This window comes from Corynebacterium uropygiale, from assembly GCF_021568315.1.
GTDB classification, from domain to species: Bacteria; Actinomycetota; Actinomycetes; order Mycobacteriales; family Mycobacteriaceae; genus Corynebacterium; species Corynebacterium uropygiale.
The window spans coordinates 162405-187585 of sequence record NZ_JAKGSI010000005.1; the positions used below are offsets into that span (position 1 = coordinate 162405).

Genomic DNA, 25181 nt, shown 5'->3' on the forward strand with positions numbered 1-25181 from the left:
TGGCCATCGCCCTGCGCCGCGCGCGGTGGCGGCTCGACGGGAGGCGGATCAGTAGATGAACAACGGCGGAAATCTTAGCACAGCCCTATACCCATTGGAAATCTTTGCGCAGCCGCTGGGCGACGCGCTCGAAGCGTCGTCGAGGAAGAACGGCCCCCTGGCGGCGGATCCCGAGCTCGCTGACTTCCAGGACGCGGTCGAGCCGGAGCCAACACTGCCGTCCCGAGGTGTCCCACTGGCCGCTGCCGATCTCCAGCCACTCTTCTTCGGAGTCGTGGTCGGGGTTGGGGGAGATGAGCAGGCCGAGGATGGTGTGCCGGGTCCGCCCGATGACGAGGATTGCCCGCTCCCTCGGCGGCTGCGAGGGGCCGTCGCAGAGGACCCAGATCCACACGATCTCCCCCGGCTCGGCCTGCCCGTCCATGTCCGGCGCGTAGTAGATGCTTCGCGCAAGATTCTCCGTGCGCTCGACGCTCACCGCGCTCTCCGCGTGGGTGCCGGTGTCTTCCTGCCCCTCGTGGAGCCCCAGCCGCTGGTTGATCCGGTCGAGCCCCGCCTCCAAGGGATGCGCAGGCGGAGTGTCGAAGAAGCTGGAGAGTTTCTCTTTCCAGCGTCGCTGGCGTCGCGGGGCGGACTGTCGAGTGCTCATCGGAAGAGTCTGTCCTTATGCTGAGGCTGGTGGTGGTGTCCTACTGCGGTAGGGTAGTGGATCGAACTGGACGAAGAAAGGGCCCTCGTTATTCCTATGCCGGAGAATTACGCGGAACAGACTTTTGCGGATCCCGCGCGGATCCGAAATTTCTGCATTATCGCTCACATCGACCACGGGAAGTCCACCCTCGCTGACCGCATTCTGCAGCTCACGCACGTGGTGGATGAGCGTGACATGCGCGATCAGTACCTGGACAACATGGACATTGAGCGGGAGCGCGGGATCACCATTAAGGCGCAGAACGTGCGCCTGCCGTGGGTGCCCCGTTCGGGGGCGGCGCAGGGCGAGAAGATCGTCATGCACCTCATTGACACCCCTGGTCACGTCGACTTCACCTATGAGGTCTCCCGCGCCCTCGAGGCCTGTGAGGGTGCCATTCTCCTCGTCGACGCCGCCCAGGGCATCGAAGCCCAGACGCTCGCGAACCTCTACCTGGCCATGGAGAATGACCTGGAGATCATCCCGGTCCTCAACAAGATCGACCTTCCGGCGGCCGATCCGGAGAAGTACGCCCTGGAGATCGCGAACATCATCGGCTGCGAGCCGGAGGATGTGCTGCGGGTGTCCGGGAAGACGGGTGAGGGGGTCCCGGAGCTCCTCGACAAGATCTGTGAGCTCGTGCCCCCGCCGAGCTCCGAGTACGGCCCGGAGGCGCCGGCCCGCGCCATGATCTTCGACTCGGTCTATGACACCTACCGCGGCGTGGTGACGTACGTCCGCGTCATGGACGGCACCCTGAAGCCTCGCCAGCGCGTGACGATGATGGCGACGGGCGTCGACTACGACATCCTCGAGATCGGTGTTGTGAGTCCGACGCCGAAACCCTGCCAGGGCCTGGGCCCCGGCGAGGTCGGCTACCTCATCACCGGCGTGAAGGATGTCCGCGAAACCAAGGTGGGGGACACGGTGACCTGGGCGAAGGGCGGCGCCGAGCGCCCCCTCAAGGGCTACGAGGAGCCCAAGCCCATGGTGTACTCCGGCCTCTTCCCGATCTCCCAGGCGGACTTCCCGGATCTCCGCGACGCGCTGGAGAAGCTGCAGCTCAACGACGCCTCGCTGTCCTATGAGCCGGAGACCTCCGTGGCCTTGGGCTTCGGCTTCCGCTGCGGCTTCCTCGGCCTGCTCCACATGGAGATCACCCGCGACCGCCTGCAGCGCGAGTTCGATCTCGATCTCATCTCGACGGCTCCGTCGGTGAACTACCGGGTGATCGCCGAGGACGGCACGGAGACGGTGGTCCATAACCCCTCCGACTGGCCAGGCGGGAAGCTGCGCGAGGTCTACGAGCCGATCGTCTCGATGACAGTGATCGTGCCAGCGGATTTCGTGGGCCCCACGATGGAACTCTGCCAATCCAAGCGTGGACAGATGAAGGGGATGGATTATCTCTCCGAGGACCGCGTGGAATTGCGCTACATTATGCCGCTCGGTGAGATCATTTTCGATTTCTTCGACATGCTGAAGTCCCGGACGAAGGGCTATGCCTCCCTCAACTATGAGGATGCCGGCGAGCAGCTGGCCGACCTGGTGAAGGTGGATATTCTCCTCCAGGGCGATCCGGTGGACGCCTTTAGCGCCATCGTCCATAAGGATCACGCCCAGCACTACGGAAACAAGATGACGGTGAAGCTCAAGGAGCTTATCCCCCGCCAGCAATTTGAGGTTCCGGTGCAGGCGGCCATTGGATCCAAGATTATTGCGCGTGAGAATATTCGCGCTCTGCGTAAGGACGTCCTCTCCAAGTGTTATGGCGGCGATATTTCACGTAAGCGCAAGCTCTTGGAGAAGCAGAAGGCCGGAAAGAAGCGCATGAAGTCCATCGGTTCGGTCTCCGTGCCGCAGGAGGCTTTCGTGGCGGCGCTCTCCACGGACGCCGACTAAACCGCCCCGCCCCCATTCCCGGGGAATTTCTCAGGCCATTCGGGTCCGCCGTCGAAACCAATGATGCGGTCGGTGCTATCGAAGATCCACCCGTGATCTTTGCGCCGCCGGGTGGAAATGGCCACCTCCCCGATGCGGGCCTCCGGGACGGCGGCGCTCATCGCTGCGTGGATTCTGTCGATGTCCTGCACATCGGTGGCGTAGCAGGCGAAGACCGCTGAGGGCCGGCCGATGAGGGAGGCGACAAGCCGGGCCCGCGCGATGGTCGTTGCTGCCTCGATGAGCGCGGCGCGCGACTCCGGGTGGACGTCGCAATAGTAGGTGGCCATGAGAGGGTAGCCCAGCGCTGCGGGGGACATGCCGATGCGAAAGCGCACGTCATCGCGGCCGAAGAGCGATTGGATGAGGCGCCCCGCCCGCGCGCTGCTGATGCCCAGGCGGGAGCCGAGATCCGCGGCGCTGAGGCGGGCGTCGAAGGCGAGCTCGCTGATCGCCCGCCGCTGGAGGGGGCTGAGGGGTGCGGGGGAGCGGCGCGGATAGGCGAGCGAGTGGATGCGCTGGCAGCGCGCGATGGTCTCGGGCTCAAGGATGGCGTCCTGCCAGAGTGCGCCGGTTGTATGGATGGCCGAGGCCACGAGGACGGTGACCTTCCGCACGCCGGGAATCGCGCGGATGTGCGGCAGAATGCGCCGCTCGAGCTCCGGGAGGGAGGAGCTCAAGACCTGACAGACGGCGTCGGTCACGGTGAGAAGGTCCTCGATGAACACGACGCTACGCAGCCGCTGCAAAGCCCGAAAGACGTCCTCCCGCAGGGCGGGCTCGATGCGCAGGCTGACGAAACTGAGCGAGTGCTGCGCCGCCGGATGATAGAGCTCGACGCCCAGCCTGGCGATGCCCTCCTCGTTCATCTCCCGCCACCACCTGCGCGCGGTGGAGGCAGGGATTGCGCTGACCCGCTCCACATCCGTCCAGCTCATGCGCGGGGCGCGGCGGAGACAGGCGAGGAGGCTGCGGCGCTTCTGGTCTAAGACGCCAATCTGCTGAGTGGATGTGGTGCTTTCCGCCAAGGGCTCTCCTTAATTCGCGGGGATCAGCCATTGCGAACAGTATAGTGGTGCAGCACACATAGGCTCCGGAGGAAACGTCCACCTCACATATGACTAGATAGGAGTGACCATGGCCTCGACACTCCCTCTCCTCATCATGGTGTTCCTCATCTTGGCGGTGGGTTTCACGCTGTCGAAGGCGGGGGTCATTACCCCCACCCTCAACGTCGGAATGTCCACCCTCCTCGTCCAAGGCGTCCTCCCCGTCACCATTCTGGCGTCCGCAGGCTCACCGTATGACCCCTCGGTGGCGAAGGGATTCTTCATCGTTTTTGGGATCTCTATCGCTTATTACATTCTGGCGCCGCTTCTGCTTCTCCGCGTGGCCCGACGGATCACCCTGCCCGATAAATCCGAGGGCCTCTTCGCCTCTCTCAACGTCTTTGGAAATGTCGGATTTATTGGTATCCCGCTGGCCCAGCAGCTCTATGGATCGACGGGCCTCATCTACGCCATCTCCCTGAATATCGCGTGGAATCTCTGCATGTTCTCCCTCATGCGGATCATCCTCTCGGGAGAAAAGAGCATTAACGCCAAGGGCCTCTTCATTAACACCAACATGGTGGCCACGTACATCATGATGGTCTTCTATTTCCTCCAGCCCTATTGGCGCTGGCACGAGACCACCGTGGCGGAGGTCATCCTCAAAGCCTTCGACGCCGTGGGCTCTATGATGACCCCGCTCTCCCTCTTCATCATCAGTTTCGCGATCGCCTCCATGTCCTTCAGCGAGCTCATCCGCGACAAGTGGGCGTTCATCATCCCCGCGATCCGTCTCCTCGCGATCCCCTTCCTCTGCATCGCGCTCTTTGCGGTGCTCCCGCTGCCCGGGGACGTCGAGCGCGTCGTCGTCTTCCTCCTCGCGATGCCCTGCGCCACCCTCAACGTCATCTTCGCGAACACCTATCGCCTCAACGTGAAGTTTGTCTCGACGGCCGTCACCGCCTCCTACCTCTTCATGCTCATCTCGTTGCCCATTGTCATTGCGGTGTCGTCCGCGGTTCTCGGGCCGGCGGGGGCGGGCTAGGCCTCGCCATGCGCCTCACACTTCGCTCATTCCCATCCTCACCACTGAAGGAGTTCCCATGATTCTTGATTCCATCTACACCAACGGCCGCTTCTACACCATGCGCTCGGAGGGCGAGACCGTCGAGGCACTTGGCGTGCTCAACGGCCGGATCGTCGCGACGGGCACGGCGGAGGAACTCAACCGCTACGAGGCCCGCAGGGTGGTGGACCTGGGCGGCCGGGCCGCGATCCCGGGCCTGGAAGATACGCACATGCACCTCTACCTGGACATGCTCACCCACCAGAGGGTGGATCTGTCGTCTGCTCGGAGCTGGGACGATGTCGTTGACCTTCTCTCCGCGCACTGTGAGGACGTTCCGGAGGGCCTGTGGTTTACCGCGGAGAACATGAACATGGCAAAACTGGCGGAGGGGGCCTACCCGCCGCGTGAAGTTCTTGACCGCGTGCCCACCGATGTTCCCATCATTGCGGGCTCGTTTTGCCACCACTTCCATTCCCTCAATTCGGCGGCGCTGGAAGCCTGCGGGATCGATGAGAACTTCGAGGAAGAAATTCGTGGCCAGATTGCCCGCGGGGAGGGGAATCGCCCGACGGGCGTCATCCGCGATCAGGCCTATCCGCAATATGTACAGCCGCATATTCCGCAGCCATCGCTGGAGTCGAATATCACCGCGATGAGCGCCTATCTGCGTGAGCTCGCGGGCTATGGTCTGACGACCCTTCAGGTCTACCAGGAGGATAATCCGGAGGGTGCGCGTTTGTACCAGGAGATTCTCCGGATTCACGGCCCGCTCATGCGTTTAGGATTCACCTGGTACCCGGATTCTGCGAATGACCGGGGAATTGTCTCCGGGTTCGGCAACGAGTGGTTGAAGATTGGTCCGGTGAAATACCTCTCGGATGGGGGCGTCGGCGGCCGTACCGCATATTTGTGGGAGCCCTATTCTGATGATCCCTCGACGTGTGGCGAGCCCTCGTTCACCCAGGAGGAGCTCGATGACATTGTCCGACGCCGCTACCAGGAAGGGCATGAGCTTTGCATCCACGCTATTGGGGACCGCGCCATTGACATGGTCCTTGACGCCTTCCGGAAGTCCTATGACCCGGCGATCGGCGATGCGCGGCGCCTCTACCTCGCTCATTGCACCATTCCGCCCCGGGACTTCTACGAGAAAATCGAGGGCCTCCCGGTCTATCCGCAGCTTTCTCCCAATTGGTGGGTGAACTTTGAGAGCTTCAGCCATGACCGCCTGGGCCCGGAGGGCTCGGAGCGCCACAACCGGCTGTTCCCCATCCGGGACATGCTGGACCGCGGGGTCATCGTGCAGTGCGGCTCCGACGCCCCGGTGGCCACGGTCAACCCCTGGGTGGGCATTGAGGGGGCAGTGACCCGCCGGGCGGTGGGATCCGACATTCCGCAGGCTGCCGCCCAGGCGGTGAGCGTCTATGAGGCGCTGCTCACCTACACCGCCTATGCCTCGTATTACAACCATGAGGAGCATGAGAAGGGGACTCTTGAGCCCGGCAAGTGGGCGGACTTCGCCGTGCTCACTGCGGATCCCTTTGCCGTCGAGCCCACTGAGCTCCACTCCCTGAGCTCGTGGCTGACCGTGGCCGGCGGTCATGAAACATTTTCGGCCGATACGGCCGCGCAGCACTCACACAACTAAGACAAGGAGAAAACACAATGCGTATTGCGGTGTATGACGCCACCCGCGGAGAAACGCCGTTCTATGAGCGGTGGGAAAGTGAACACCCCGACTGGGAGCTCAGCATCTTTGAGCGTGCTCCACGCGTTGAGGATTTTGAGGACGCTGCTGTCGATGCCCTCTCTGTATCGGGTGGGGCCGTGGACGCGGAGATTATCCGCGCGGCGAAGGCGGCGGGGTGCCGCTATGTCTGCACGAGGTCCATCGGCTTTGACAATATTGATCTCGACGCCACCCGCGCGGCCGGTATGAAGGCGGCGAATATCGCCTATTCGCCTCATTCTGTTGCGGAATATGCGGTCTTGCTCATGCTCATGGTGTCCCGGAATTCGCGCCAGATGATGCGGAAGTTTGATGCCCAGGATTTCCGGGCGGATAACCTCGAGGGTCAGGAATTGCATGGCAAGACCGTGGGAATTGTGGGGGCGGGAAGTATTGGACTCACGGTGGCCCGATGCCTGTCTGGTTTTGGCTGCGAGATTCTGGCGGTTGACCCGTATCCGCGGGAGGACATTGGTGACCTTCTCACCTATGTGGAGCTCGATGAGCTGCTGGAACGCAGCGATATTGTCTCTCTCCACGCGGCGCTCACTGAGGAGAACCGTCACGTTATCGGCGCGGAGTCGATCGCGCGGATGAAGCCGGGGGCGATTGTGATTAATTGTGCTCGCGGGCCGCTGGTGGATTCGCAGGCGTTGGCGGATGCCCTGGTGAGCGGCCATCTGGGTGGCGCTGGGCTCGATGTCCTGGAGGGTGAGGAGGGCCTGTACTTCCAGGATCATTCGGCGGCTCCGATCAATCATGCGGCGTTGGCCCAGCTGCGCTCCATGCCGAACGTGGTGCTGTCCCCGCATTTGGCGTATCTCACGAGGGAGGTCGTCGAGCAGACTGTGGAACGCGGCTTGGGCAACGTCCTCGCTTTCCATGAGGGCCGGCCGGTGGCCGGGGAGCTCTGCTGAATGAGAAGGTGAGCTGCGGCTACAGTGGAGCCCGTGGATGTCAATGCTCTGATTGAGGTGTGCCCGACGGCGCAGGAGCGGTGGACGCGCGAGCGCCGTCTCTTTGATCGTGCGAGCCGGATGGTGGGGGTGCATCCGCTGCTCGCCGGCCTCACGGGCGCGCTGGCCGAGGGCCCTGAGCCGGATCATCCGGTGGTGCTTCCCGTCGATGAGTGGAATCTCTATGGTTGCGCGCTGCGTCCCGATGCGGTGACTGTGCAGTGGGATGGGGAGGAGTACGCCGATAGCTCGAATGTCTCCGGCGCAGACCCGGATACTCTCGCACAGGCCCGCGAGGTCCAGTACCAGCGGCTCCCTGTGCGCACGACGGCGGGGAGCAATCTGCGCGCCCATTATCGCCACCTCTTGGCACCTGAGCAGCAGGATTTGTGGCCACTTGTGGCGAATGTGGCGCGGATCGGGATCATTGTTGTCGACGGCGGCGAGTCCCCTGATTTGCAGGGCGCGCCGAGCATTGTGAAAGTCCACGGTGACAATTGCGCTTTGGGCGTGATGGCTCCGCAGAATCTCTCCTTGGAGAATTGCTGGTACAGCGTTGAGGTGAATCCCGAGTTTGTGGGTACTCGCCGGTTCATGGACGAGGCCGTGATTTGTACGGTGCGCATTATGGAGGGCGAGTTGGTGCCGCGGATGTGGTTGTCTGATCCGGTGGCGGAGTTCCGCCCGAACGCCGGATTGTTCCAGGATCCGCGGTGGCATGCGACGGGCCAGGGCGCGGCGCAGCTGGCGTTGCTGCGCGTGGGCGCCGTCGAGGAACCCTGTACCTCCTTGTTCTCCCAGTGGTTCTTTGACCCGGAGCGCCCAGCGGAGCTGCGTTTTGACTGGGACCGCCTGCTGGACGCCGCCCATGACGTCGAGGACCTCATGCTCGGCTATTGGCAGCCGGGCCAGGCATCCCTCCCCGGCAACTAGCGGGGAGGGCTACCCGGGTGGGCGCTGAGTGGCGGCTCCTTAGCCGCGCACCCAATCTCCGATGACACGAGGGACAACCTTGGGCCGCGGCCCCAGGAGGTCGAGAAGGTTCCCCTCCCTCTCGACGGCGCTCGTCACCGTCTTCACCCGGCCCTTGCGTCGCTGTCCGGCCGCCGAGCCAGCGCCCCCATGCCCGGACATCATGGTGTTTTCTCGCATCCCGCTGGACTGTGTTCCCGACGACGAGCCACCGGACCCAAATCCAGTCAGACCACCCATGCTCCCGCGGGCAGAGCCTGCCCCCGCATTCCCGAGGCCATTGAGGCTGCTGGTTGCGCCTGCGCCAAGGGGGCTCATCCCAGTGGCTCCGAGGCTTCCCAGCCCACCGAAGCGCGAGTGCATTCCACCGTGCGAAGCACCTGAGCCGGACAATCCGTGTGCCCCGAGCGAGGCGTACCCGCCCGGCGTCCCCAGCCCGGTGTGTGAGGCACCGTGTAAACCTGTGGGGGACAGTGTAGCGGGCTGGGTCGTCGGGGCGCCGATGCCGTGGTGGAGCCCGGATGCCTGCAGAGCACCGGGGATTGCTTGCGCAGCCTGCGTGCCGATCTGTGCCAGCGAGTGGGCTGGGAAGTCGGCTGCGCCGGGGCGCTGCAGGCTGAAGCCCGTGTGATCTTCCACCGCCCGGGCGAGGTGTTCAGCCATCTGCCCGGGCGGTACGACAGCAGCAATGTTTGGCCGTTGTGTTGAGCCCTCCGAGTTCATTCCCATGGTGACGCTGCCGCCGGCACCAGTAGCTGGTGGAATTTCCATGAGGTGCCGAATGACGGGGACTCCGGTCAACACCTGCGGCGTAAACAGCGAAGGGAATGATTGCAGGAGAGACTGCTCAATAATGGCAGCCCGTGCAGGATCAGTACTATTCGCGGCCACCACAGCCTGCATGGCATGAACCATCTCCATACCGGCGGCGTGAATAGCGTTGAGCGCGGAAACTGACGCCGACATCGCCGCTGCATTAGCGACGAAATTCTGTCCCGAGGCACTGAGCTGCTGAAGCTTTTCTGCGGCCTTATTAATGACCTCACCCTCATTCGAGGACGTCATGGCACTACTGATTCTGCCGAGCTCAGCAACGACTTCTTGAATATGTGACCCCAACGTACGCCACGACTGCGCTGTCAGCTCGACCTGTGCCGGGTTGGTTGCGTGGAATTGATGGGCAAGAAGCTCGAGCTTCGGTGATGGGGCAACCACCGGCGTACCGAATGCAAACGGAGCGATGGTGGGCATGGGTTGGGGTTTCAGGTATTCCTTACGGTTGATCCTCACACCGTGGATATCGGCGAGACCTATACCCCTGGTGTTGAAAATCTCCTGGTCACCGTAGGCCGCGACGGTTTGGAGAAGCGTGCCAGATACCCATTGCAACTGGTCGCTGTATTCTTTCAAGGCTTGCGCAGCGGAGTTAGACGGTCCACTCAGGGCGCTCGAATGGTTGGCCGCGAGTTGGTCGAGGCCTGAGACCAAAGAATATGCCGCGAGAGTGTTGTGGATTTCGGATGAGTTGATCTCAGCTTGGATCCGATATACAAGATCTCTGATATTCGAGGCAGATTGCTTGAGTGATCGACTATTTATATTAATATTCATGTACCCCTCCGAGAGATAAGTAGAGTTTCCTTAGTGTTCCGGCAGCTTCACTGCAGAGGCGTTCCTGGGTGTTTGAACTGTCGGGTTCCGAATATAAAACACCTAGCCTTCCTTCTTTGGTGCTCATCCCTGCGTGGCAATCGCCGGTATTTTGCGGCATTACAAAAGTATAAATATCAGGGATGTCGGTGAAAAATGAATCATCTATGATGCGTGTTGTCTTCTCGACATTCTCCTTCGGGAAAGCGTCCGAGGAAACAAGATAGAGGGCGAAAGTGTCCTCATATGGAGATTTGAAGGAGCAATGGTGCACATACTGATTCTGTGATGCTAAGTCTCTAGTGATACTCGGACCCAATCCGATTTCTGCAGCCATCTCATCCGTGATCTCGGCGCAGATGTCCCGTGGTCGGAAGTTGGGGTCGGTGCTGTCGAAGTCGCCGATGGGGAAGGGGCGGTTCGGGTCCAGGGCGGACGGGTGGATCGTGGGGCTGCTGCTTGTGGAGGCGGGGGTATCCGCAGCAGCGTGTTCGCTCGCCTGCTCGGTGGGTTGAGTGCAGCCCGTGCACAGAGCGCCGGTGGTGAGCAGGGAGAAGAGGAGGACGGTGAGGCGTGGGGGTGAGAGCTCCGAAGTCACTGTCGGGGCCTCCTTTGGGTGTCGAAGGATCGGAATTACCCCCTTAGACCCCAGTGGTTCCAAGAAGGTTCCCGAGGGGTTCATAGTTTTTTCGCGCGGGGTGGGCGTCGTCGACACATTGCTGGAAATAGGTATTGAGCTGGGGAAATGGAAGTCGGGGGAGAGCTCCCCTGGTTAGGGGTCGGGATGTCGCGCAGAGTGAAGGGCGTCAGAGAGAAAGCCTTCGGCAGAAAGGGACGGTCATGAAGACCTCGATGAAGCGGATTCCGGTTGTGGCACTGTGTGCGGCGTTGAGCCTCGGTGCGGTGAGTGAGGGAGTGGCGGCTGCGCAGTCGCTTGGCTCGGAGCAGAGCGGCAACGTCATGGTGATGGCTAAGCAGAAGTCCTCGAACTCGGACAAGACGACGCTCAAGGAGTGGGTGAAGAATCCCCACAAGGGGAAGAAGGCTGACAAGTTCGGTTCCTCAGGTGATGTGAAGCTGAAGTACTCGAAGAAGGCGACCAGGGAGAGCGGATTCAGCTACCTGGAGCACACCTTCTTGAAGGGTGATTCTGTGGGATGCATGACGTACCCGATCGATGAGGAAACTGGCTCTGCCGTCATTCCGATGCGTCATACGGTGAGGGACCTCGGCAATAAAAACAACAAGAAAATGAAGGCTGCGGTGAAGGTCTTCAAGGCAAATGGGGAGGAGCTGTCGAAGTCGGAGTGGGAGTTTCCAGACCACTGGATGAATGGTTTCATGATCGCCACTGAAGGCAACCTGGAGATTTACAAGGAGGGAACCTACTGGGTTGCGGTGAAATATGTGCTCCCTGGATACGAAGATTTCGATATTGTCCAGAAGGTTATTGTCGTTTAGCATGAGAGAGAATTAAGAATTCTCACACGAAGGAAATCGTTCACGTGGCCGAGCAACGCCGTGATGATGAGGAGACATGGAACCCCTGGGAGTGGCAGGGTGCATCGAACCCTCCTCAGGGAGGCCAGCCCACCACGCCCCCGCCGACGGGGCCGGCGTATGGCCAGGCCACCACACCTCCTGCTGGATCTCCCTATGGAAACACCCCCTATGGACAGCAGCCCGTGCCCCCAGCTGGGCAGCCTCCGATGCCGGGCCAGACGGCATACGCTCAACCGCCGCTGCCGCCCACACAGCAGGCAGGAGCTCCCCGTGACTCCAAGCGGACGCTCGTTATTGTGCTGAGTGTCGTCGGCGTCCTCGTTATTCTCGCGGCGATTGCACTGGGATGGTGGGCTGCTTCTGGCGATTCATTCTCAGAGAAATCCGATTCTTCCGCCGCCGCTGGCGGGGCCGGGCAAGAGAGCAGCAGCCCTGAGTACGTCGATATCTATCGTGACCGCCTCCCCACCTGTGATAAAGGGCAAGATCCCAGCGGTGGTGCATGTACGGCGCCTGGTTTGAACCAGCTGCCTCCTGGCGTGGAAGAGGTTGCGCAGGGACTCATGATTCACGATCTCACCTGCTTAAGCCCGGTTGACGGTGATTGCAAGGCCATTCCGGATGCCTTCGTGAAAGCCGCTGCGGATGCCGCCGAATCCATGACTCAGGGCGATCCCATGCCGCAAGAGCTTGATCTTGTGGCCGAGACCTCCTCCGGGACGGAAGAATTCTCCTGCAAGTGGGGAACATTCAGCGCAGAGCCGCAGCACAAGAAGACCCAGTGGGAATGCCGCGCGCATGATCGCTCAGCCCAAATCTGGTTCGACGGTCATCCGCTCATGTACGCGCTGAAATCTTCAAAGAAGGTGGTTCCTCCGTACGAACAACTCACCCCCATGGATCCTGACTGGATGGAACGCGCACTCGAAGCCCAAAAATCCCGCTAAGGGCTCGCGATTATCAGGTCATCTATGCGCAGAGTTCACCCAGTTTTCCATTACGGCGAGACCGTCGATGATTATTCTGTCGTCCGCCCTCTCTTCCTCGCGGAATCAGTCCAGGTGTATGAGGTCCTCAATACGCACCTGCAGCGGACAGAGTGCCTCAAATTATTGACCCCACGTCATCCCCTCGACGTGTCCTCTCAATGGGATGAGGCCCGACGCGCATCCCAGACCGGACACCCCGGAATTGTTCCGGTTTACCGGACGGGAGTGGTGCGCTCGCCTACCACATCGGTGAATTGCCCGTGGTTCACCATGGCCTATGGGGAATACGGGGATCTGTATCGCCTGAAAGACTTCATGGATGAGTCCGGGTGGGACCCGGTGCGTCAGCGCGATACCTTCCTCACCCTTCTCACCCAGGTGGCGGGCACACTCGATGGTCTTCATCGGCTCGATCGCCCGGTGGTCCACGGCGATATTAAGCCAGGAAATATCGTCGTTTCTGGGCACCGAAGCGGCCAACTCAGAGCGCTGATCTCCGATTTCGGCCTCAACATGGCAGGCGAAGGGCACCGTTCCATGGGTGGCACACCAGCCTATATGGCCCCGGAATGTTTCGAGGAATCCGCGGCCCATCCCACGCGGGATCGTTATGCCTTCGCCGTCATGGTCTTCGAAATGCTCTGCGGGCGGCGCCCCCTGGAGGTGGGGACAGATTCCGCACACTCGTGGGAGATCTATACCGCCTATGCGGACATCCAGAAACACGCCCCGCGCCCGCGATTTTCCGATTATTATCCCGGAGCAGGCGCACGCAGTGTAGATGAGCTCTTTCGCCGAGCCCTGTCGGTCAATCCCGCAGAGCGCCCCGAGAGCTGCACCGCTTTCATCACGGATATTGGTGACGCCCTCACGGGGGCTCGACGGCGCCGGCGTGCCAAGAAGGCTGTGGTCGCGGGCGCTGCGGCGCTCATCGTGGTGGGCGGGGGAGCGGCCCTCGCCACCGGCTCGCACCCGAGGGCTCGCTTCACCTGCAGGGCGCATGCCCCAGCACGGATGTCCTGGCGAGCGTCAACGCTGCTCAGGAGGGCTCCAGATTCGATGCGATCGAAGCCCTTGATGTCGCGTCCCCGCAGGACGAGGACGTGGATGTTCACGCGGGCTGTGCCCTCGCGATAGGTATGAAGAGCCCGAATCCTTCGATTCAGCACAGCGAGGGATGGACCCTCTATCTCTTCAATCCCTCTGGCTCCTCGGATTCTGAATCCGTCCGCCGCGCGAAAGATAGCGCGCTTCAGTCCTTCTTTAGGGTGCAACAGAATCGCGATAAGGCGCTATCCGACGGCACGCGGGTGCGCGTCCAGACCACGAGTGATTACCAGGATGCGGATGGAATCAGATCGACGGTCTGCGCTGTCGAGGATTGGGGGCATGACGCCCTTGCCATCCAAGTCGATCGCGGTGCCCCCGACCTGTGGAGCACCGGGGACGGGATCAGCAAAGAAGAACGACAATGTGGCCAGGCCATGCGCGTCCTTGAAGCATGGTCTCATCAGAACTCAACCCACTAAGAGAGCGAGGTTCACGCGATCATGACTGACTCTGGACACAACCAGCAAAATCAATTGCCGCCGCTGTATATCGGGAGCACGAACGGCGAAGCGTGCATTCCACCGGACCGCCCATTCACCATCGGCCGCCAGGGGGACCTCCTCGTCGGCGAGGACAACCCCTTTATGCACCGCGTTCTCCTCGAAATCGCAGTCATCAATAACCGCTGGCATATCGCCAACGCCTCCCCGCATTATCGCGTCTACATCACGGACTATTCCGGCAACTTACTCCACACGATCATGCCTCTAACCAGCGTGTGTGTGGAGTGGGAGTACTTCATCATTGACATTCGAATCCAGGATCAGCGCTATACTCTCGACGCCGATTGCTGCGCCCCGGATGGTAGCCCGCGAAGGGATCACCGCTCTGCTGAGACGTATTCGGCAACGTGGAAAGTCGACCCACTGGATGAGGACATCAAGGTGGCCGTCGTCGCCCTCGCGGAAGAGACGCTGAAAACCGGAGACCTCGGCGCACTGAAAACCTTCACCGAGGGGACCCGCCGCCTCCACTGGGAGAAACACCCCAAACGCATGGAGAAGCGCATCACCAAGTTGTGTGAGGAGCTGGCTCTCCGGGGAGTACCCGGGCTCACTGGGTCGAATGCCAAGATGGCGGTGAATCGCCGGATTTCCGCTATTCAATACTGCATTGAAACCCGCCTCATTACCCCGGATGACCTTGTCCTCATCAAGCAAGAGCGGGCACGCCAGCAAGCCGAACAGGGTAGTGGGGAAGGCGAGGGCGAGGCCCACGCAGAGTAATTCTCGAGTAATTCAGCGGGGCTGCAGTGTTTCGCCCCGAAGCCCCACGCTCTCTCATCGGCCGGGGACGGGGAGAAAGAGAGGCCGGCGGACGCGATTCTCGTGGTCCACTAGCCACTCCGGAAAACCGAGACTCACCGCCGTGTGCAGCGGGTTCGGGCTTCGCTGAATGAGGCTCAACGTGTGGTGATACACGGCATCACCCGGATGAATCTGCGCCAGGAGAATAGCGGCAAGATCCCGATGTTCTCCCCCGGTGCGCCCGGCGGCCAGCTCACGAATCACCGTGGAATCAATGGGAATCCCGTCAATAGTTCCCGGGCCTTGATAACGAAAACCCGGATGAAGAATATCCCCCAAACAGCGGACATGGGGATAGCGGCGTCGAAAACGAATGAAAGCCAGCCACAGTTCTTTCTCGAGAGGATCCCGCGGGCTCATCGGCCGCCCCCATGGCTCACACGCAACAATGGGGCACGTGGGATCCTCAGAGAGCATGCTGAAATTGAGAAATATCCGCTTTTCTTCCTCCGTGAGCAGGAGCTTTTGCGTGGTGAGCCCTATTCCGGCGCGAAAGAGCGTCCCCGGAGAATAGAGCGGGTCAGGGGCCAGAAATCTGCTGGTGAGCGTGCGAAGAACGGCGAGCTCCTCCGAGCCCGTGGGCGAGCACAGGGCAGCCCGCCACACATCAATGAACGGCGCCCACCCCCTCTGGCGAATGACACGCTGACCATGGGCCGACGCCACGATGCGCAGCAGATCCAGCGCCTGAAGAGCTTTCGCCCGGGTCGGACTGCACAACGCCCGGCGCAGCGCGCGGATGCCGGATACCCAGGCCATGGGGTTCTCTGGGCTTCCGGGGAGCTCTCCCACCCAGTCCACCAGCATGCGGCGGGTCGCAGCTGTGCGGGTAGCCCCATCTGCTCTTGCCGTCGAGCCCCATGCTCCAGGCGTTGTCGTGTCATTCACGCTGTCACCCTATGGCTGAACTCCCCGCGTGGTCGAGGGGAGCGATCCCCTGGCGGCTACCTCCATTCGGGGGCGCGTTCTGCGTCAGGGGCCACCATCGTCTGTATGGCCAGCCGGAAAACGGGAAAGCCACCAGCGCTTAAGGAAGTGTTGTCAAATTGTAATCTTCTGACCTCCTGGATTGGGCCTCGTGTCCAGGAGAAACGCCGAAGTCATGTCCGACCCCTGTGCCATTATGAGGTCATGCGCTCCTTCTTCCACCGACGCGGCAGGGCGGCCGCGTGTTTGAGTCTTGCGGGGTTGGTTGCCCTCAGCCCCATCCTTTCTGTGCCGGCAGCGCAGGCCGATCCTGCGCCTACCTCGCAGAACACCCCCGTGAATGCTGAGCCTGCGCAGCCGCCTCTCGCGGTGATCGACAGCGCGGATGCTCTCCAGCGCGTGCGCGCCCAGCTCGCCGAGGTCGGAATGAGTGTTCCCGACGTCGATCCCTCGGTTACCCGAGCCGTGGATGAATCCTTGTTCCGCGCAGTGCCGGAACAGCTGCGCTCGAGGGTGTCGACGCCATCGCTGGACGCCGCGGAGGCCTCGGACGGTAATGCCGCCATTGCGCCGGAGGCTTTCCCCGCGAACCCCGGCCCGGATGGTCCCAACTATCACTGGACGAATGACCTGCTTGCTCGCGTGCTGGCAGGAAAACCCCTGGACCCGGTGGTGCTCCAGCGCGTCGCAGGCAGCTTCTTTGACGCCCCGGATATCCCCGCCGCGTCTCGCGAGCTCGAGGCTCAAGGCAAGTCCCTGTACGGTCCGGGCACGCCGGTGTTCGTGGGGAATTCCATGATTTGCACCTTGGCGGTGGCAGGCTATGACGCGCAGGGCAACAAGGTGGGGATTACCGCTGGTCACTGCGGGAAGGTCGGAGATGCCGTGATGTCTGCTGACTCGTGGAAGATCGGGCCCAGCGGTCGAGTGGTGGCGAGCAACCCGGGGCAGGATTATGCCGTCATCCAGTTCGGCGAGAATGCCGAGGTCACGCGGAGCTACAACGGGGTCACCGTGAATAGCGTGGGCGGGGCGCCAGCCCCGGGACAGACGGTGTGCAAGTCCGGGGTGGGAACCGGGACCACGTGCGGCATCACCTGGAGCACCCAGCCGCGCGTCATCCTCACCCAGGTGTGCGCGATGCAGGGGGATTCCGGCGGACCCGTGACTCAGGGCGACCGCCTCGTCGGCACGGTGTCGGGCGGGGCCTACCCGAATTACGCCCTCGCCTGCCGTAGCCCGCTGCAGGGGCCCCTGCACATGCCGACGGTTGTAAGCCGAGCCGATGCCACGATGGCCGACCTCAACGCCAGCGGCGGGCCAGGGGCCGGATTCCAGCTCGCTGGTTAACCTCCCTGGCTAGTCACCCCAGCTAGCCCCGCTGCTTAGCGCAGCGCGGAGAGAACCACCTCGTGGAGGTGCGAGTTCGTGGCCACGGCGTTGCCGCCGTGAGGTCCCGGCTCGCCGTCGAGGGAGGTGAAGGCGCCGCCTGCCTCAGTGACCAGCGCGGAGAGCGCCGCAAGATCCCAGAGGGACACCTCCGGTTCGGCCGCGATGTCCACGGCTCCTTCCGCGACGAGGCAATAGGACAAAAAGTCCCCGTATCCGCGGAGCCGCCAGCAGCGGTCTGTCAGGTCGATGAAGCGCTCCCGCAGCCCCAGCTCCTTCCACCCGGACAGCGAGGAGAAGGATAGCGAGGCATCGGACAGATCGCTCACGCCCGAGACCTCCAGGCGCTTGGGGGAGCTGCCGTCAAACGTCCGCCAGGCGCCGCCCCCCTGCGAGCAATACCAGCGTCTCTTGAGCGCTGGCGCGGAGATAACGCCAACGACAGGCACGCCGTCGTCGAGAAGCGCGATGAGGGTGGCCCAGATCGGCACCCCGCGCACAAAGTTCTTCGTCCCGTCGATGGGATCAATCACCCACTGTCGCCCCTCGAAAGCCACATCCCCGCCGAATTCCTCACCGAGCACCGCGTCCACGGGCCGGGCTTCGCTGAGCTTCTCGCGGATGGCCTTCTCGACGGCCAGATCCGCGTCAGAGACCGGGGTCATGTCGGGCTTGGAATCTACGCGCAGGTCGCTTGCGCCGAAGCGATCGAGGGTGAGAGCATCCGCCGCATCGGCGAGCTCCAGGGCACAGGCAAGATCATCAGCATAAGAGGTCATGGGCCTCATTGTACGGTCCGTGTGCGGCGGCGCACGCCCGGTTTCTATGGCCAGCGCCCGCCGCGGCGTTCTCCGGGCCTCGGGAGCGTGCTTAGTCCTTGAGCAGCGCCTCGATCTCGTCGACAATCTCCCGCGGGCCAGCGATCTTCCACTCGACTCCGCCGGCCTCAACGCCGCGTCCCACACCGCCGACGCCCTCTACCAGCGCGAGCCCCGGCAGCCAATCCCAGTCCTTCACGCTGTGCTGCATCCAGGCACCCAGGTCCCCGGAGGCAACGAGAGCGAGGTCGACGGAGGCCGCGCCGAACATCCGGATCGTGGCGGGGGAGCGGGCGACGCCGAGCCAGGCAGAGAGAACGGATTCGCGGTGCATCCAGCTGGGGTGCAGGTAGGTGCCCAGGCTAATCTCAGCGAGGCGCGGCGACCGCCCTTCCGTACTCATACTGGGCAGCTTTTCGCCATTGCAGGAGGTGGGGATCTCCGGGCCGCCCACCCAGGTGTGGTCAGTGCTCGGGCGGTGCACGGCTCCGAGCAGGATCCTCGTCGGTGCAGAGCTGGGGCCCTCCACCAGGGCGAGGGCGGAACACCAGTAATCAAAGTCCGAGGTGAAGTTGTACGTCCCGTCGACGGGGTCAATGACCCATGTCCTTCCTGATGTAGAGGGGGCGCTGGCTCCTTCTTCGCCGAGGATGCCGTCGTCGGGACGGAGTTCGCGGAGGACGGTGGAGACGAAGTGCTCGGCGGCGCGGTCGGCTTCCGTGACGACGTCGGAGATGGAGGTCTTGAACTCGGTGGTTAGGCCCTGCCGCCTCATGCGGAGGGCGAGTTGCCCCGCCTCCCGGACGACGTCCCGGGCAAGCGTGAGGTCATCGGCGGTGTCATGAGTATCGAGAAAGGTGCGCACTGACTCCTGCATGGCGCCCATTGTGCCCTCCCTTTGCGTGCCCTGCAGCGTCGGGGCAGGAGGTGGGGCGCTACACTGCGAAGTCATGCGACCGGAAATCAGCGCCTCTCTTGACGACCTGGAGACCACTCTCGGGACCATCGAAAAGGTGATGGACCCGGATGAGATGTCTGATCGGGTTCGCGAGCTCGAAACCCAGGCGGCCGACCCTTCCCTGTGGGATGACCCCGAGCACGCGCAGAAGGTGACCTCCGAGCTGTCCAACGTGCAGGGCAGCCTCAAGAAGCTGCGTGGGCTGCGGCAGCGGCTCGACGACATGCCGGTCCTCTTCGAGCTCGCGGAAGAGGAAGGGGAGGGCGATGAGCTTGCCCTCGCGGAGCTCAAGGACCTGCGCGAGGAGATCGAGGCCCTCGAGGTGAAGACGATGCTCTCGGGGGAGTACGACGCGCGCGAGGCGGTTCTCACCATCCGCTCGGGCGCTGGTGGTGTCGACGCATCCGACTGGGCGGAAATGCTCATGCGTATGTATATCCGCTGGGCGGAGAAGAAAGGCCACAAGGTGGAGATTTACGACACCTCCTACGCCGAGGAGGCCGGGATTAAGTCCGCCACGCTGGTCATTCATGGTGAGTACACCTACGGAACGCTGTCTGTGGAGCAGGGGGCGCATCGCCTCGTTCGTATCAGCCCCTTCGATAACCAGGGCCGGCGCCAGACGTCCTTCGCGGAGGTCGAGGTGCTTCCCGTCGTCGAGCAGACGGATCACATTGATATCCCCGACACGGACATTCGCGTGGATGTGTTCCGCTCCTCCGGTCCTGGCGGCCAGTCGGTCAACACGACGGACTCCGCGGTGCGCATCACGCACTTGCCCACCAACATTGTGGTCACGTGCCAGAACGAGAAGTCTCAGCTGCAGAATCGCGCGTCGGCGATGCGAGTCCTCCAGGCCAAATTGCTGGAGAAGAAGCGCGCCGAGGAGCGCGCGGAGCTCGACGCCCTGGGCGCCGGCGGCAACGCCTCCTGGGGTAACCAGATGCGTTCCTATGTGCTGCACCCCTATCAGATGGTCAAGGACCTGCGAACGAACTACGAGGTCAATGACCCACAGAAGGTTCTCGACGGCGACCTTGACGGCTTCCTTGAGGCGGGGATCCGCTGGCGGATGTCGGAGCAGCAGAAGAAGGACTAGGGCCGCCCGGGCCGGCGTCGAGCTTTATCTTTAGTCACACGTGTTTCATCTGTACCACTAGTCACGCTATGGTGGTCACGTGATCACGTTCGACAAGGTAACCAAGACCTACCGTACTTCCACGCGGCCAGCGCTCAGTGACATCTCGTTGACCATTGATAAGGGCGAGTTTGTCTTTCTGATTGGCCCGTCGGGCTCGGGGAAGTCGACGTTCCTGCAGCTCCTCATCCGCGAGGAGAATGTCACATCTGGCGATGTGTGGGTGTCTGATTTCCACGTCAATAAGCTCCGGGGGCGCCAGGTGAATAAGCTTCGCCAGCGCATTGGCTACGTGTTCCAGGATTTCCGCCTGCTGCCCAAGCTGACGGTCTATGACAATGTGGCTTTTGCCCTCGAGGTCATCGGGAAGAAGAAGGAGACGATTAAGAAGCTCGTCCCCGAAACCCTCGAACTCGTGGGCCTGGAGGCCAAGGCCAACCGACTGCCGCACGAGTTGTCTGGCGGCGAGCAGCAGCGCGTCGCGATCGCGCGGGCGTTCGTCAACCGCCCGCTCGTGCTGCTGGCCGATGAGCCCACCGGCAACCTCGACCCCGAGACCGCCGACGGCATCATGAACCTCTTGAGCCGCATCAACCGCACTGGCACCACGGTTGTCATGTCCACCCACAACAAGCGCGCGGTCGACGACATGCGCCAGCGCGTCATTGAGCTAAACCTCGGCCGCCTGGTGCGCGACGATGCCCACGGCGTCTACGGGGAATCCCGCTAAGCCCGGGAGGAGGAACTGAGGATGAAAACTGGATTTGTCTTTCGGGAGGCCTTCCGGGGTCTCGGCCGCAACATCACGATGACGATCGCCCTGGTCATCACCACCGCGATCTCCCTCGCCCTGCTCGCAACGGGCATCCTTGTGACCAACATGTCGCAGGGAACCAAGGAGATTTACCTCGACCGAGTGGAGGTGATGGTCCAACTCAACGAGGACATCTCCGCCAAGGACAAGGACTGCTCCTCCGATGCCTGCCGCGAAGTCATGGACAAGATTGAGGGTGCCGACGGCATCCAGTCCGTGACGTACCGTTCGCGCGAGGCCAGCTGGGAGCGCTTTGTGGAGATCTTCCAGCACACTGACCCGCAGCTGGTGAAGGAGACCTCGCCGGATGCTTTGCCGGCGGCCATCCACGTCCGCCTGGAGGATCCGCTGAACACGGAGGCGCTGGATCCGGTGCGTGATCTCCCGCAGGTGTCTGCCGTGGTCGATCAGGTCGATGACCTGCGAGGCGCCGTCGATAACTTGGACTCCGTCCGTAACGCGACCTTCCTTATCGCAGCGATTCAGGCCGTGGCAGCCATCTTCCTGATCGCGAATATGGTGCAGATTGCGGCGTTTAACCGCCGTCACGAGATGTCGATCATGCGTATGGTGGGTGCGTCTCGCTGGTATACGCAGGCGCCCTTCGTTATTGAGGCGGCGGTCGCGGCCATTCTCGGTGCCATTCTTGCGGCGGCGGGGCTTTTCCTCGGGAAGGCCGTGGTGCTGGATAAGGCCCTGGCCGGCCTGTATCAATCCCGTCTCATTGCGCCCATCACGAATGGCCAGATTTGGGAAGTGGTGCCCATTGTGGTGATCGTGGGCATTATCTTCGCGGCGGTGACGGCGCAGGTCACGCTGCGTGCCTACGTAAGGAAGTAAGCCAGGCACTCGGCCTGGATGACAGCCCGAGCCTCTCTTCCCGTGCCCCCTGTCCCTTGAGTAGGGTAGGGGGCATTATGGCGAAAAAGAACAGAAAGAAGAAGGCGCCTGGCGGGCAGGTCATCGCGACAAACCGGCGGGCGCGGCACGACTACACCATCCTCGATACATTCGAGTGCGGCATCGTGCTTGTCGGGCCGGAAATTAAGTCATTACGCGAGGGGCGGGCCTCCCTCGCGGAGGCCTTTGCCACAATCGACGACGGCGAGGTGTGGCTCCGCCAGCTGCACATCCCGGAGTACTCGATGGCCTCGTGGACTAATCACTCTCCTCGTCGGACGCGGAAACTGCTTCTGCACCGCCGCGAGATCGACAGCCTCTATGGAAAAGTCCGCGATGGGAATAAGACCCTCGTCCCGTTGTCCCTTTACCTCAAGGACGGGCGCGTGAAAGTGGAGCTGGGGCTGGCTCAGGGTAAGCAGGACTATGACAAGCGCCAGGACATTAAGCGCCGAACTGAAGAGCGCGAAGTGGTCCGCGAGCTGGGCCGCCGGGTGAAGGGGATGACCGCCTGATTATGGCGCGAGAAACTGACGTTCACACGCTGAAGATTCACGATTATCTCAAGGATCCTGGGCTTGCCCAGGGCGCCGTGGTGTTGGTGGATCGCCTCTGGCCGCGCGGGATCAAGAAGGCGGATGTGCCGCTGGACGCATGGTTGAAAGACGTGGCCCCGAGCCCAGATCTGCGCCGCTGGTTCCACCATGAACCTGAGCGATTCGAGGAGTTTTCCCGTCGCTATAGGGAGGAGCTTGCCGTCTCCAATAATGACGTGGAGTCGCTAGAAAAGCTGGCAGAAAAAGGCCCGGTCACGCTGCTTTTTGCGGCGCGTGACCGGGACGTGAACCATGCGGTGGTTCTTGCCTCCTGGCTAGCGGATAGGCTAGCGGATGGGAACGCCCGGCCCCAGCGGGATTCCTAGGAAATACCACACCAGGAAGAAGACGAACCAGCCCAGCAACATACTCACCGAGTAGGGGATAGCCAGGGACATAAGCGTGCCCACCCCAGCATTCTTGTGATAGCGCTGAAGGAATGTGAGGGCGAGAGCGAAATACGGGCTCATCGGGGTGATGATATTCGTCGGGGAATCACCGATGCGGAACAGCATCTGAGACACCTCCGGCGAGACGCCGACAAGGAGCATCATGGGCACAATGATCGGGGCCATGAGCGCCCACTGCGCAGAACCCGACGTGATGAGCAGATTCAGCACCGCGACGAGCAGCACAAAGCACAGGAACAGTACCGGGTGAGGGAGATCCAAGTGGGTGAGAAGCTCCGACCCCTTGATCGCCGTCCATGTTCCCAGGTTCGACCAGCTAAAGTACGCAATAAACTGCGCAACCACAAAGAACAGCACCAGCATGGGGAGCAGCGTTTTGAGGCCCTCGGCCATGAATTCGGGGACATCTTTACCCGAAGAAATGGTGCCGGCCCCCAGGCCATAGGCGATGCCCGCCGCAAGGAAAAACACCGTGATCGCCACGGCCACACCCGTGATGAGCGGCGACTGGATAATCGAGCCGCCCTCTCCGCGCATCGGAGATCCCGGGATAAAGAGGAACGCAAAATATGCCGCGAGAACGACGATGCTCACCACGCTCGCCCAGCGCATCCCTCGCTTCTCATGGGGTTGGAGCGTGAGCTCGACGTCTTCTGACTCAACATCCTCCTCGTCCTCGTGCGAGGCGGTGGGGCGAGTAAAGCTCGCAGCCTCATAATCCACATCATCGTGGTCCACCAGCTCATGAGTCCGCCGGTACATAAAGAGCTCCGTCACGACGGTAATGATGAGCGCAAGGACGATCGCCGAGGGAATGACAAAGAAATAGTTCGCCAGAGCCCCGACCTCATACTCCGGATCGATCATCGACGCCGCCGATGTGGAAATCCCAGCGAGAAGGACGTCGGTGATATTGAGGATGAGCGAGGCGTTAAAGCCAGCCGAGCTCGCCGCGAAGGCGACCATCGCGCCCACCACGGGGGACCTTCCCATCTGCTTGAACGCGGCCGCCCCAAGTGGAATGAGGATGACGTACACCGCATCCGAGGCAATGGAGCCCGTCACTCCCAAGAGCGCCACGGTAAACGTCAGGGTTTTCGGGCTCACTTTATTCACGACGCCGCGCATCGCCGCCCCGATCAACCCCGAGTGCTCCGCCACCGCAATGCCAAGCATCACGGTGAGAATCAGCCCCAGGGGTGGGAAGGAGATGAAGTTATTGACGGCCTCCGTGAAGATCTTATGGAAGCCCTCGGCGGAGAGAAGATTCTCGACGTGCACCTCCTCCTCAGTGGAGGGGTTCATGGCCGACATTCCCAGATGCTCGCCGATCCAGCTGGAAATAAGGACAAGAATCCCCAAAATCACAAAGAGCCAAAAAGGATCGGGGAGTTTATTCCCGAGCCATTCGATGACCCCCAGCAGCCCCTTGGGCCGCGACGAGGACTCCTGTGACGTGTCCTTCGTCTGGATAGTTCTTTCTTCAGTACGTTGTTTCGAGCTCACCGGCCCACCTTCTTGCTGTGTGTCGGGCTTCGAAAACGACGTGCCGTGCGCATTCGCCGTGCAGTCGAAGCAAGTTCTCAATCGCGTGTTGAGTCACAATACGTGATCCCCGCCCTAAAGTCTCATCCTCCCCGTGGAGACTTGCCGCAGCGATGGAGATGAACTAGGATTACCTCTCGCGATTGTGCGCTCCACCATCGCGATGTGTGAACAAGGGGCTGACATGGTTTCGACTTCGCGCATTGAGCCAGGGGAAGCGTGCCGGTGCAGGCTAGAGACCACCGTAAGCGTCGTAGCAACGAATAAGCGCCGAGAAGAACTCTCAGCGTGACTACGCCCTCGCTGCCTAATTAGCGAGCGCGTGTCTGTCGGCCCCGGGGTCGTTCCCGCCCCGGACGCCGGCATCGACTCAGGGAACTTGCCTTCAGGCCGGGCCAACGGGGCCTGAGGGGACTTTTCACCGGTGGCTGGGCTCATCATCCGGACATGTTTGCCTGATCCGGAGAGCCGAGCAGAGATGTTGCGCAAACTGCGCACGGAGAAGCCCTGGCAAGATGTCGGAGGACCCGGGTTCGATCCCCGGCAGCTCCACAATAGCGATTCAATCCCCGGTCGTTTGACCGGGGATTTTTCGCATTCTAGCAGGGGTTATAGCGGGAAAGAGCAGCGAAAGGCAGGGCGCATTTATGGATATATAAACACTGCTTGTACCTCGACAACCCTAACGGAAGCTCCGCACAAGCCCCACGAAACACCCCG

At 61.9% G+C, this 25181-nt stretch carries 24 protein-coding genes and 1 other RNA gene; 17 read left to right on the top strand and 8 right to left on the bottom strand.

From position 1 onward, the window contains the following. Positions 1-85: 85 nt before the first annotated feature. The gene (locus tag L1O03_RS10275; RefSeq protein ID WP_236119682.1) at positions 86-649 is read right to left on the bottom strand and encodes a type II toxin-antitoxin system PemK/MazF family toxin; all 564 of its coding nucleotides are present in this window, start codon (positions 647-649) and stop codon (positions 86-88) included. Between the two features lie 96 nt (positions 650-745). Here L1O03_RS10275 and lepA point away from each other — a divergent pair, with 96 nt between their 5' ends. After that, positions 746-2593 (top strand): translation elongation factor 4, encoded by a 1848-nt coding sequence (lepA, locus tag L1O03_RS10280; protein WP_236119683.1) that lies wholly within the window; start codon positions 746-748, stop codon positions 2591-2593. Here lepA and L1O03_RS10285 read toward each other — a convergent pair. Beyond that, positions 2590-3660 (bottom strand): Lrp/AsnC family transcriptional regulator, encoded by a 1071-nt coding sequence (locus L1O03_RS10285; protein WP_236119684.1) that lies wholly within the window; start codon positions 3658-3660, stop codon positions 2590-2592. The two genes, lepA and L1O03_RS10285, sit on opposite strands and share 4 nt — an antisense overlap. Positions 3661-3769: 109 nt before the next feature. Between L1O03_RS10285 and L1O03_RS10290 the strand changes: the two genes are divergently transcribed. The 4 genes from L1O03_RS10290 to L1O03_RS10305 are packed head-to-tail and all read left to right on the top strand — an operon-like array spanning position 3770 to position 8368. After that, positions 3770-4726 (top strand): AEC family transporter, encoded by a 957-nt coding sequence (locus L1O03_RS10290; protein WP_236119685.1) that lies wholly within the window; start codon positions 3770-3772, stop codon positions 4724-4726. A 58-nt stretch (positions 4727-4784) separates the two neighbouring features. Then, the gene (locus tag L1O03_RS10295) at positions 4785-6398 is read left to right on the top strand and encodes an amidohydrolase (protein WP_236119686.1); all 1614 of its coding nucleotides are present in this window, start codon (positions 4785-4787) and stop codon (positions 6396-6398) included. A gap of 17 nt (positions 6399-6415) precedes the next feature. Then, entirely contained in the window at positions 6416-7396 is a 981-nt protein-coding gene (locus L1O03_RS10300; RefSeq protein WP_236119687.1) for an NAD(P)-dependent oxidoreductase, read from the top strand. Between the two features lie 33 nt (positions 7397-7429). Beyond that, positions 7430-8368: a hypothetical protein gene (locus L1O03_RS10305; protein ID WP_236119688.1), complete on the top strand. Its 939-nt coding sequence runs from the start codon at positions 7430-7432 to the stop codon at positions 8366-8368. A gap of 39 nt (positions 8369-8407) precedes the next feature. On the opposite strand, the gene L1O03_RS10310 is transcribed toward L1O03_RS10305, so the two are convergent. Both L1O03_RS10310 and L1O03_RS10315 read right to left on the bottom strand, forming a co-directional pair. Further along, positions 8408-10018, bottom strand: a complete 1611-nt coding sequence (locus L1O03_RS10310; protein WP_236119690.1) for a hypothetical protein — start codon at positions 10016-10018, stop codon at positions 8408-8410. Next, positions 10008-10655: a DUF3558 family protein gene (locus tag L1O03_RS10315; protein WP_236119692.1), complete on the bottom strand. Its 648-nt coding sequence runs from the start codon at positions 10653-10655 to the stop codon at positions 10008-10010. The genes L1O03_RS10310 and L1O03_RS10315 overlap by 11 nt, the downstream gene beginning before the upstream one ends. A gap of 242 nt (positions 10656-10897) precedes the next feature. Here L1O03_RS10315 and L1O03_RS10320 point away from each other — a divergent pair, with 242 nt between their 5' ends. The 5 genes from L1O03_RS10320 (at position 10898) to L1O03_RS10340 (ending at position 14885) form a co-directional block, all read left to right on the top strand. Beyond that, positions 10898-11518: a hypothetical protein gene (locus L1O03_RS10320; RefSeq protein WP_236119694.1), complete on the top strand. Its 621-nt coding sequence runs from the start codon at positions 10898-10900 to the stop codon at positions 11516-11518. 338 nt (positions 11519-11856) lie between these two features. Next, complete coding sequence (locus tag L1O03_RS10325; protein WP_236119696.1) at positions 11857-12507, top strand: hypothetical protein; 651 nt, start codon at positions 11857-11859, stop codon at positions 12505-12507. A 24-nt stretch (positions 12508-12531) separates the two neighbouring features. Next, entirely contained in the window at positions 12532-13686 is a 1155-nt protein-coding gene (locus tag L1O03_RS10330; protein WP_236119697.1) for a serine/threonine-protein kinase, read from the top strand. Positions 13687-13688: 2 nt separating this feature from the next. After that, on the top strand, positions 13689-14078 hold the full coding sequence (locus L1O03_RS10335; protein WP_236119698.1) for a hypothetical protein: 390 nt from the start codon (positions 13689-13691) through the stop codon (positions 14076-14078). A 21-nt stretch (positions 14079-14099) separates the two neighbouring features. Further along, complete coding sequence (locus tag L1O03_RS10340; protein ID WP_236119699.1) at positions 14100-14885, top strand: hypothetical protein; 786 nt, start codon at positions 14100-14102, stop codon at positions 14883-14885. Between the two features lie 54 nt (positions 14886-14939). Here the strand turns inward: L1O03_RS10340 and L1O03_RS10345 are convergent, their stop codons facing one another. Continuing rightward, positions 14940-15854 carry a hypothetical protein gene (locus L1O03_RS10345; protein ID WP_236119700.1) on the bottom strand — a complete coding sequence of 305 codons (915 nt, stop codon included), beginning with the start codon at positions 15852-15854 and terminating at the stop codon, positions 14940-14942. 375 nt (positions 15855-16229) lie between these two features. Between L1O03_RS10345 and L1O03_RS10350 the strand changes: the two genes are divergently transcribed. Next, on the top strand, positions 16230-17243 hold the full coding sequence (locus L1O03_RS10350) for a S1 family peptidase (RefSeq protein WP_236119701.1): 1014 nt from the start codon (positions 16230-16232) through the stop codon (positions 17241-17243). A gap of 35 nt (positions 17244-17278) precedes the next feature. Here the strand turns inward: L1O03_RS10350 and hisN are convergent, their stop codons facing one another. Together hisN and L1O03_RS10360 are read right to left on the bottom strand one after the other, a co-directional pair. Beyond that, positions 17279-18061: a histidinol-phosphatase gene (gene hisN / locus L1O03_RS10355; protein WP_236119705.1), complete on the bottom strand. Its 783-nt coding sequence runs from the start codon at positions 18059-18061 to the stop codon at positions 17279-17281. Between the two features lie 91 nt (positions 18062-18152). Further along, entirely contained in the window at positions 18153-18977 is an 825-nt protein-coding gene (locus tag L1O03_RS10360; RefSeq protein WP_236119707.1) for an inositol monophosphatase family protein, read from the bottom strand. Between the two features lie 73 nt (positions 18978-19050). On the opposite strand from L1O03_RS10360, the gene prfB reads away from it, so the two are divergent. The 5 genes from prfB (at position 19051) to L1O03_RS10385 (ending at position 22832) form a co-directional block, all read left to right on the top strand. Next, entirely contained in the window at positions 19051-20157 is a 1107-nt protein-coding gene (gene prfB / locus L1O03_RS10365) for a peptide chain release factor 2 (RefSeq protein ID WP_236119709.1), read from the top strand. Between the two features lie 79 nt (positions 20158-20236). Beyond that, on the top strand, positions 20237-20926 hold the full coding sequence (gene ftsE / locus L1O03_RS10370; protein WP_236119710.1) for a cell division ATP-binding protein FtsE: 690 nt from the start codon (positions 20237-20239) through the stop codon (positions 20924-20926). Positions 20927-20947: 21 nt separating this feature from the next. Continuing rightward, on the top strand, positions 20948-21850 hold the full coding sequence (gene ftsX, locus L1O03_RS10375; protein ID WP_236119713.1) for a permease-like cell division protein FtsX: 903 nt from the start codon (positions 20948-20950) through the stop codon (positions 21848-21850). Positions 21851-21927: 77 nt separating this feature from the next. Then, positions 21928-22425, top strand: a complete 498-nt coding sequence (smpB, locus tag L1O03_RS10380) for an SsrA-binding protein SmpB (RefSeq protein ID WP_236119720.1) — start codon at positions 21928-21930, stop codon at positions 22423-22425. A gap of 2 nt (positions 22426-22427) precedes the next feature. Then, on the top strand, positions 22428-22832 hold the full coding sequence (locus L1O03_RS10385) for a DUF488 domain-containing protein (protein WP_236119721.1): 405 nt from the start codon (positions 22428-22430) through the stop codon (positions 22830-22832). On the opposite strand, the gene L1O03_RS10390 is transcribed toward L1O03_RS10385, so the two are convergent. Beyond that, positions 22794-24422 carry an AbgT family transporter gene (locus L1O03_RS10390; RefSeq protein WP_420830331.1) on the bottom strand — a complete coding sequence of 543 codons (1629 nt, stop codon included), beginning with the start codon at positions 24420-24422 and terminating at the stop codon, positions 22794-22796. The two genes, L1O03_RS10385 and L1O03_RS10390, sit on opposite strands and share 39 nt — an antisense overlap. A gap of 214 nt (positions 24423-24636) precedes the next feature. On the opposite strand from L1O03_RS10390, the gene ssrA reads away from it, so the two are divergent. Further along, positions 24637-25016: a transfer-messenger RNA gene (gene ssrA, locus L1O03_RS10395) on the top strand. Positions 25017-25181: the final 165 nt, after the last annotated feature.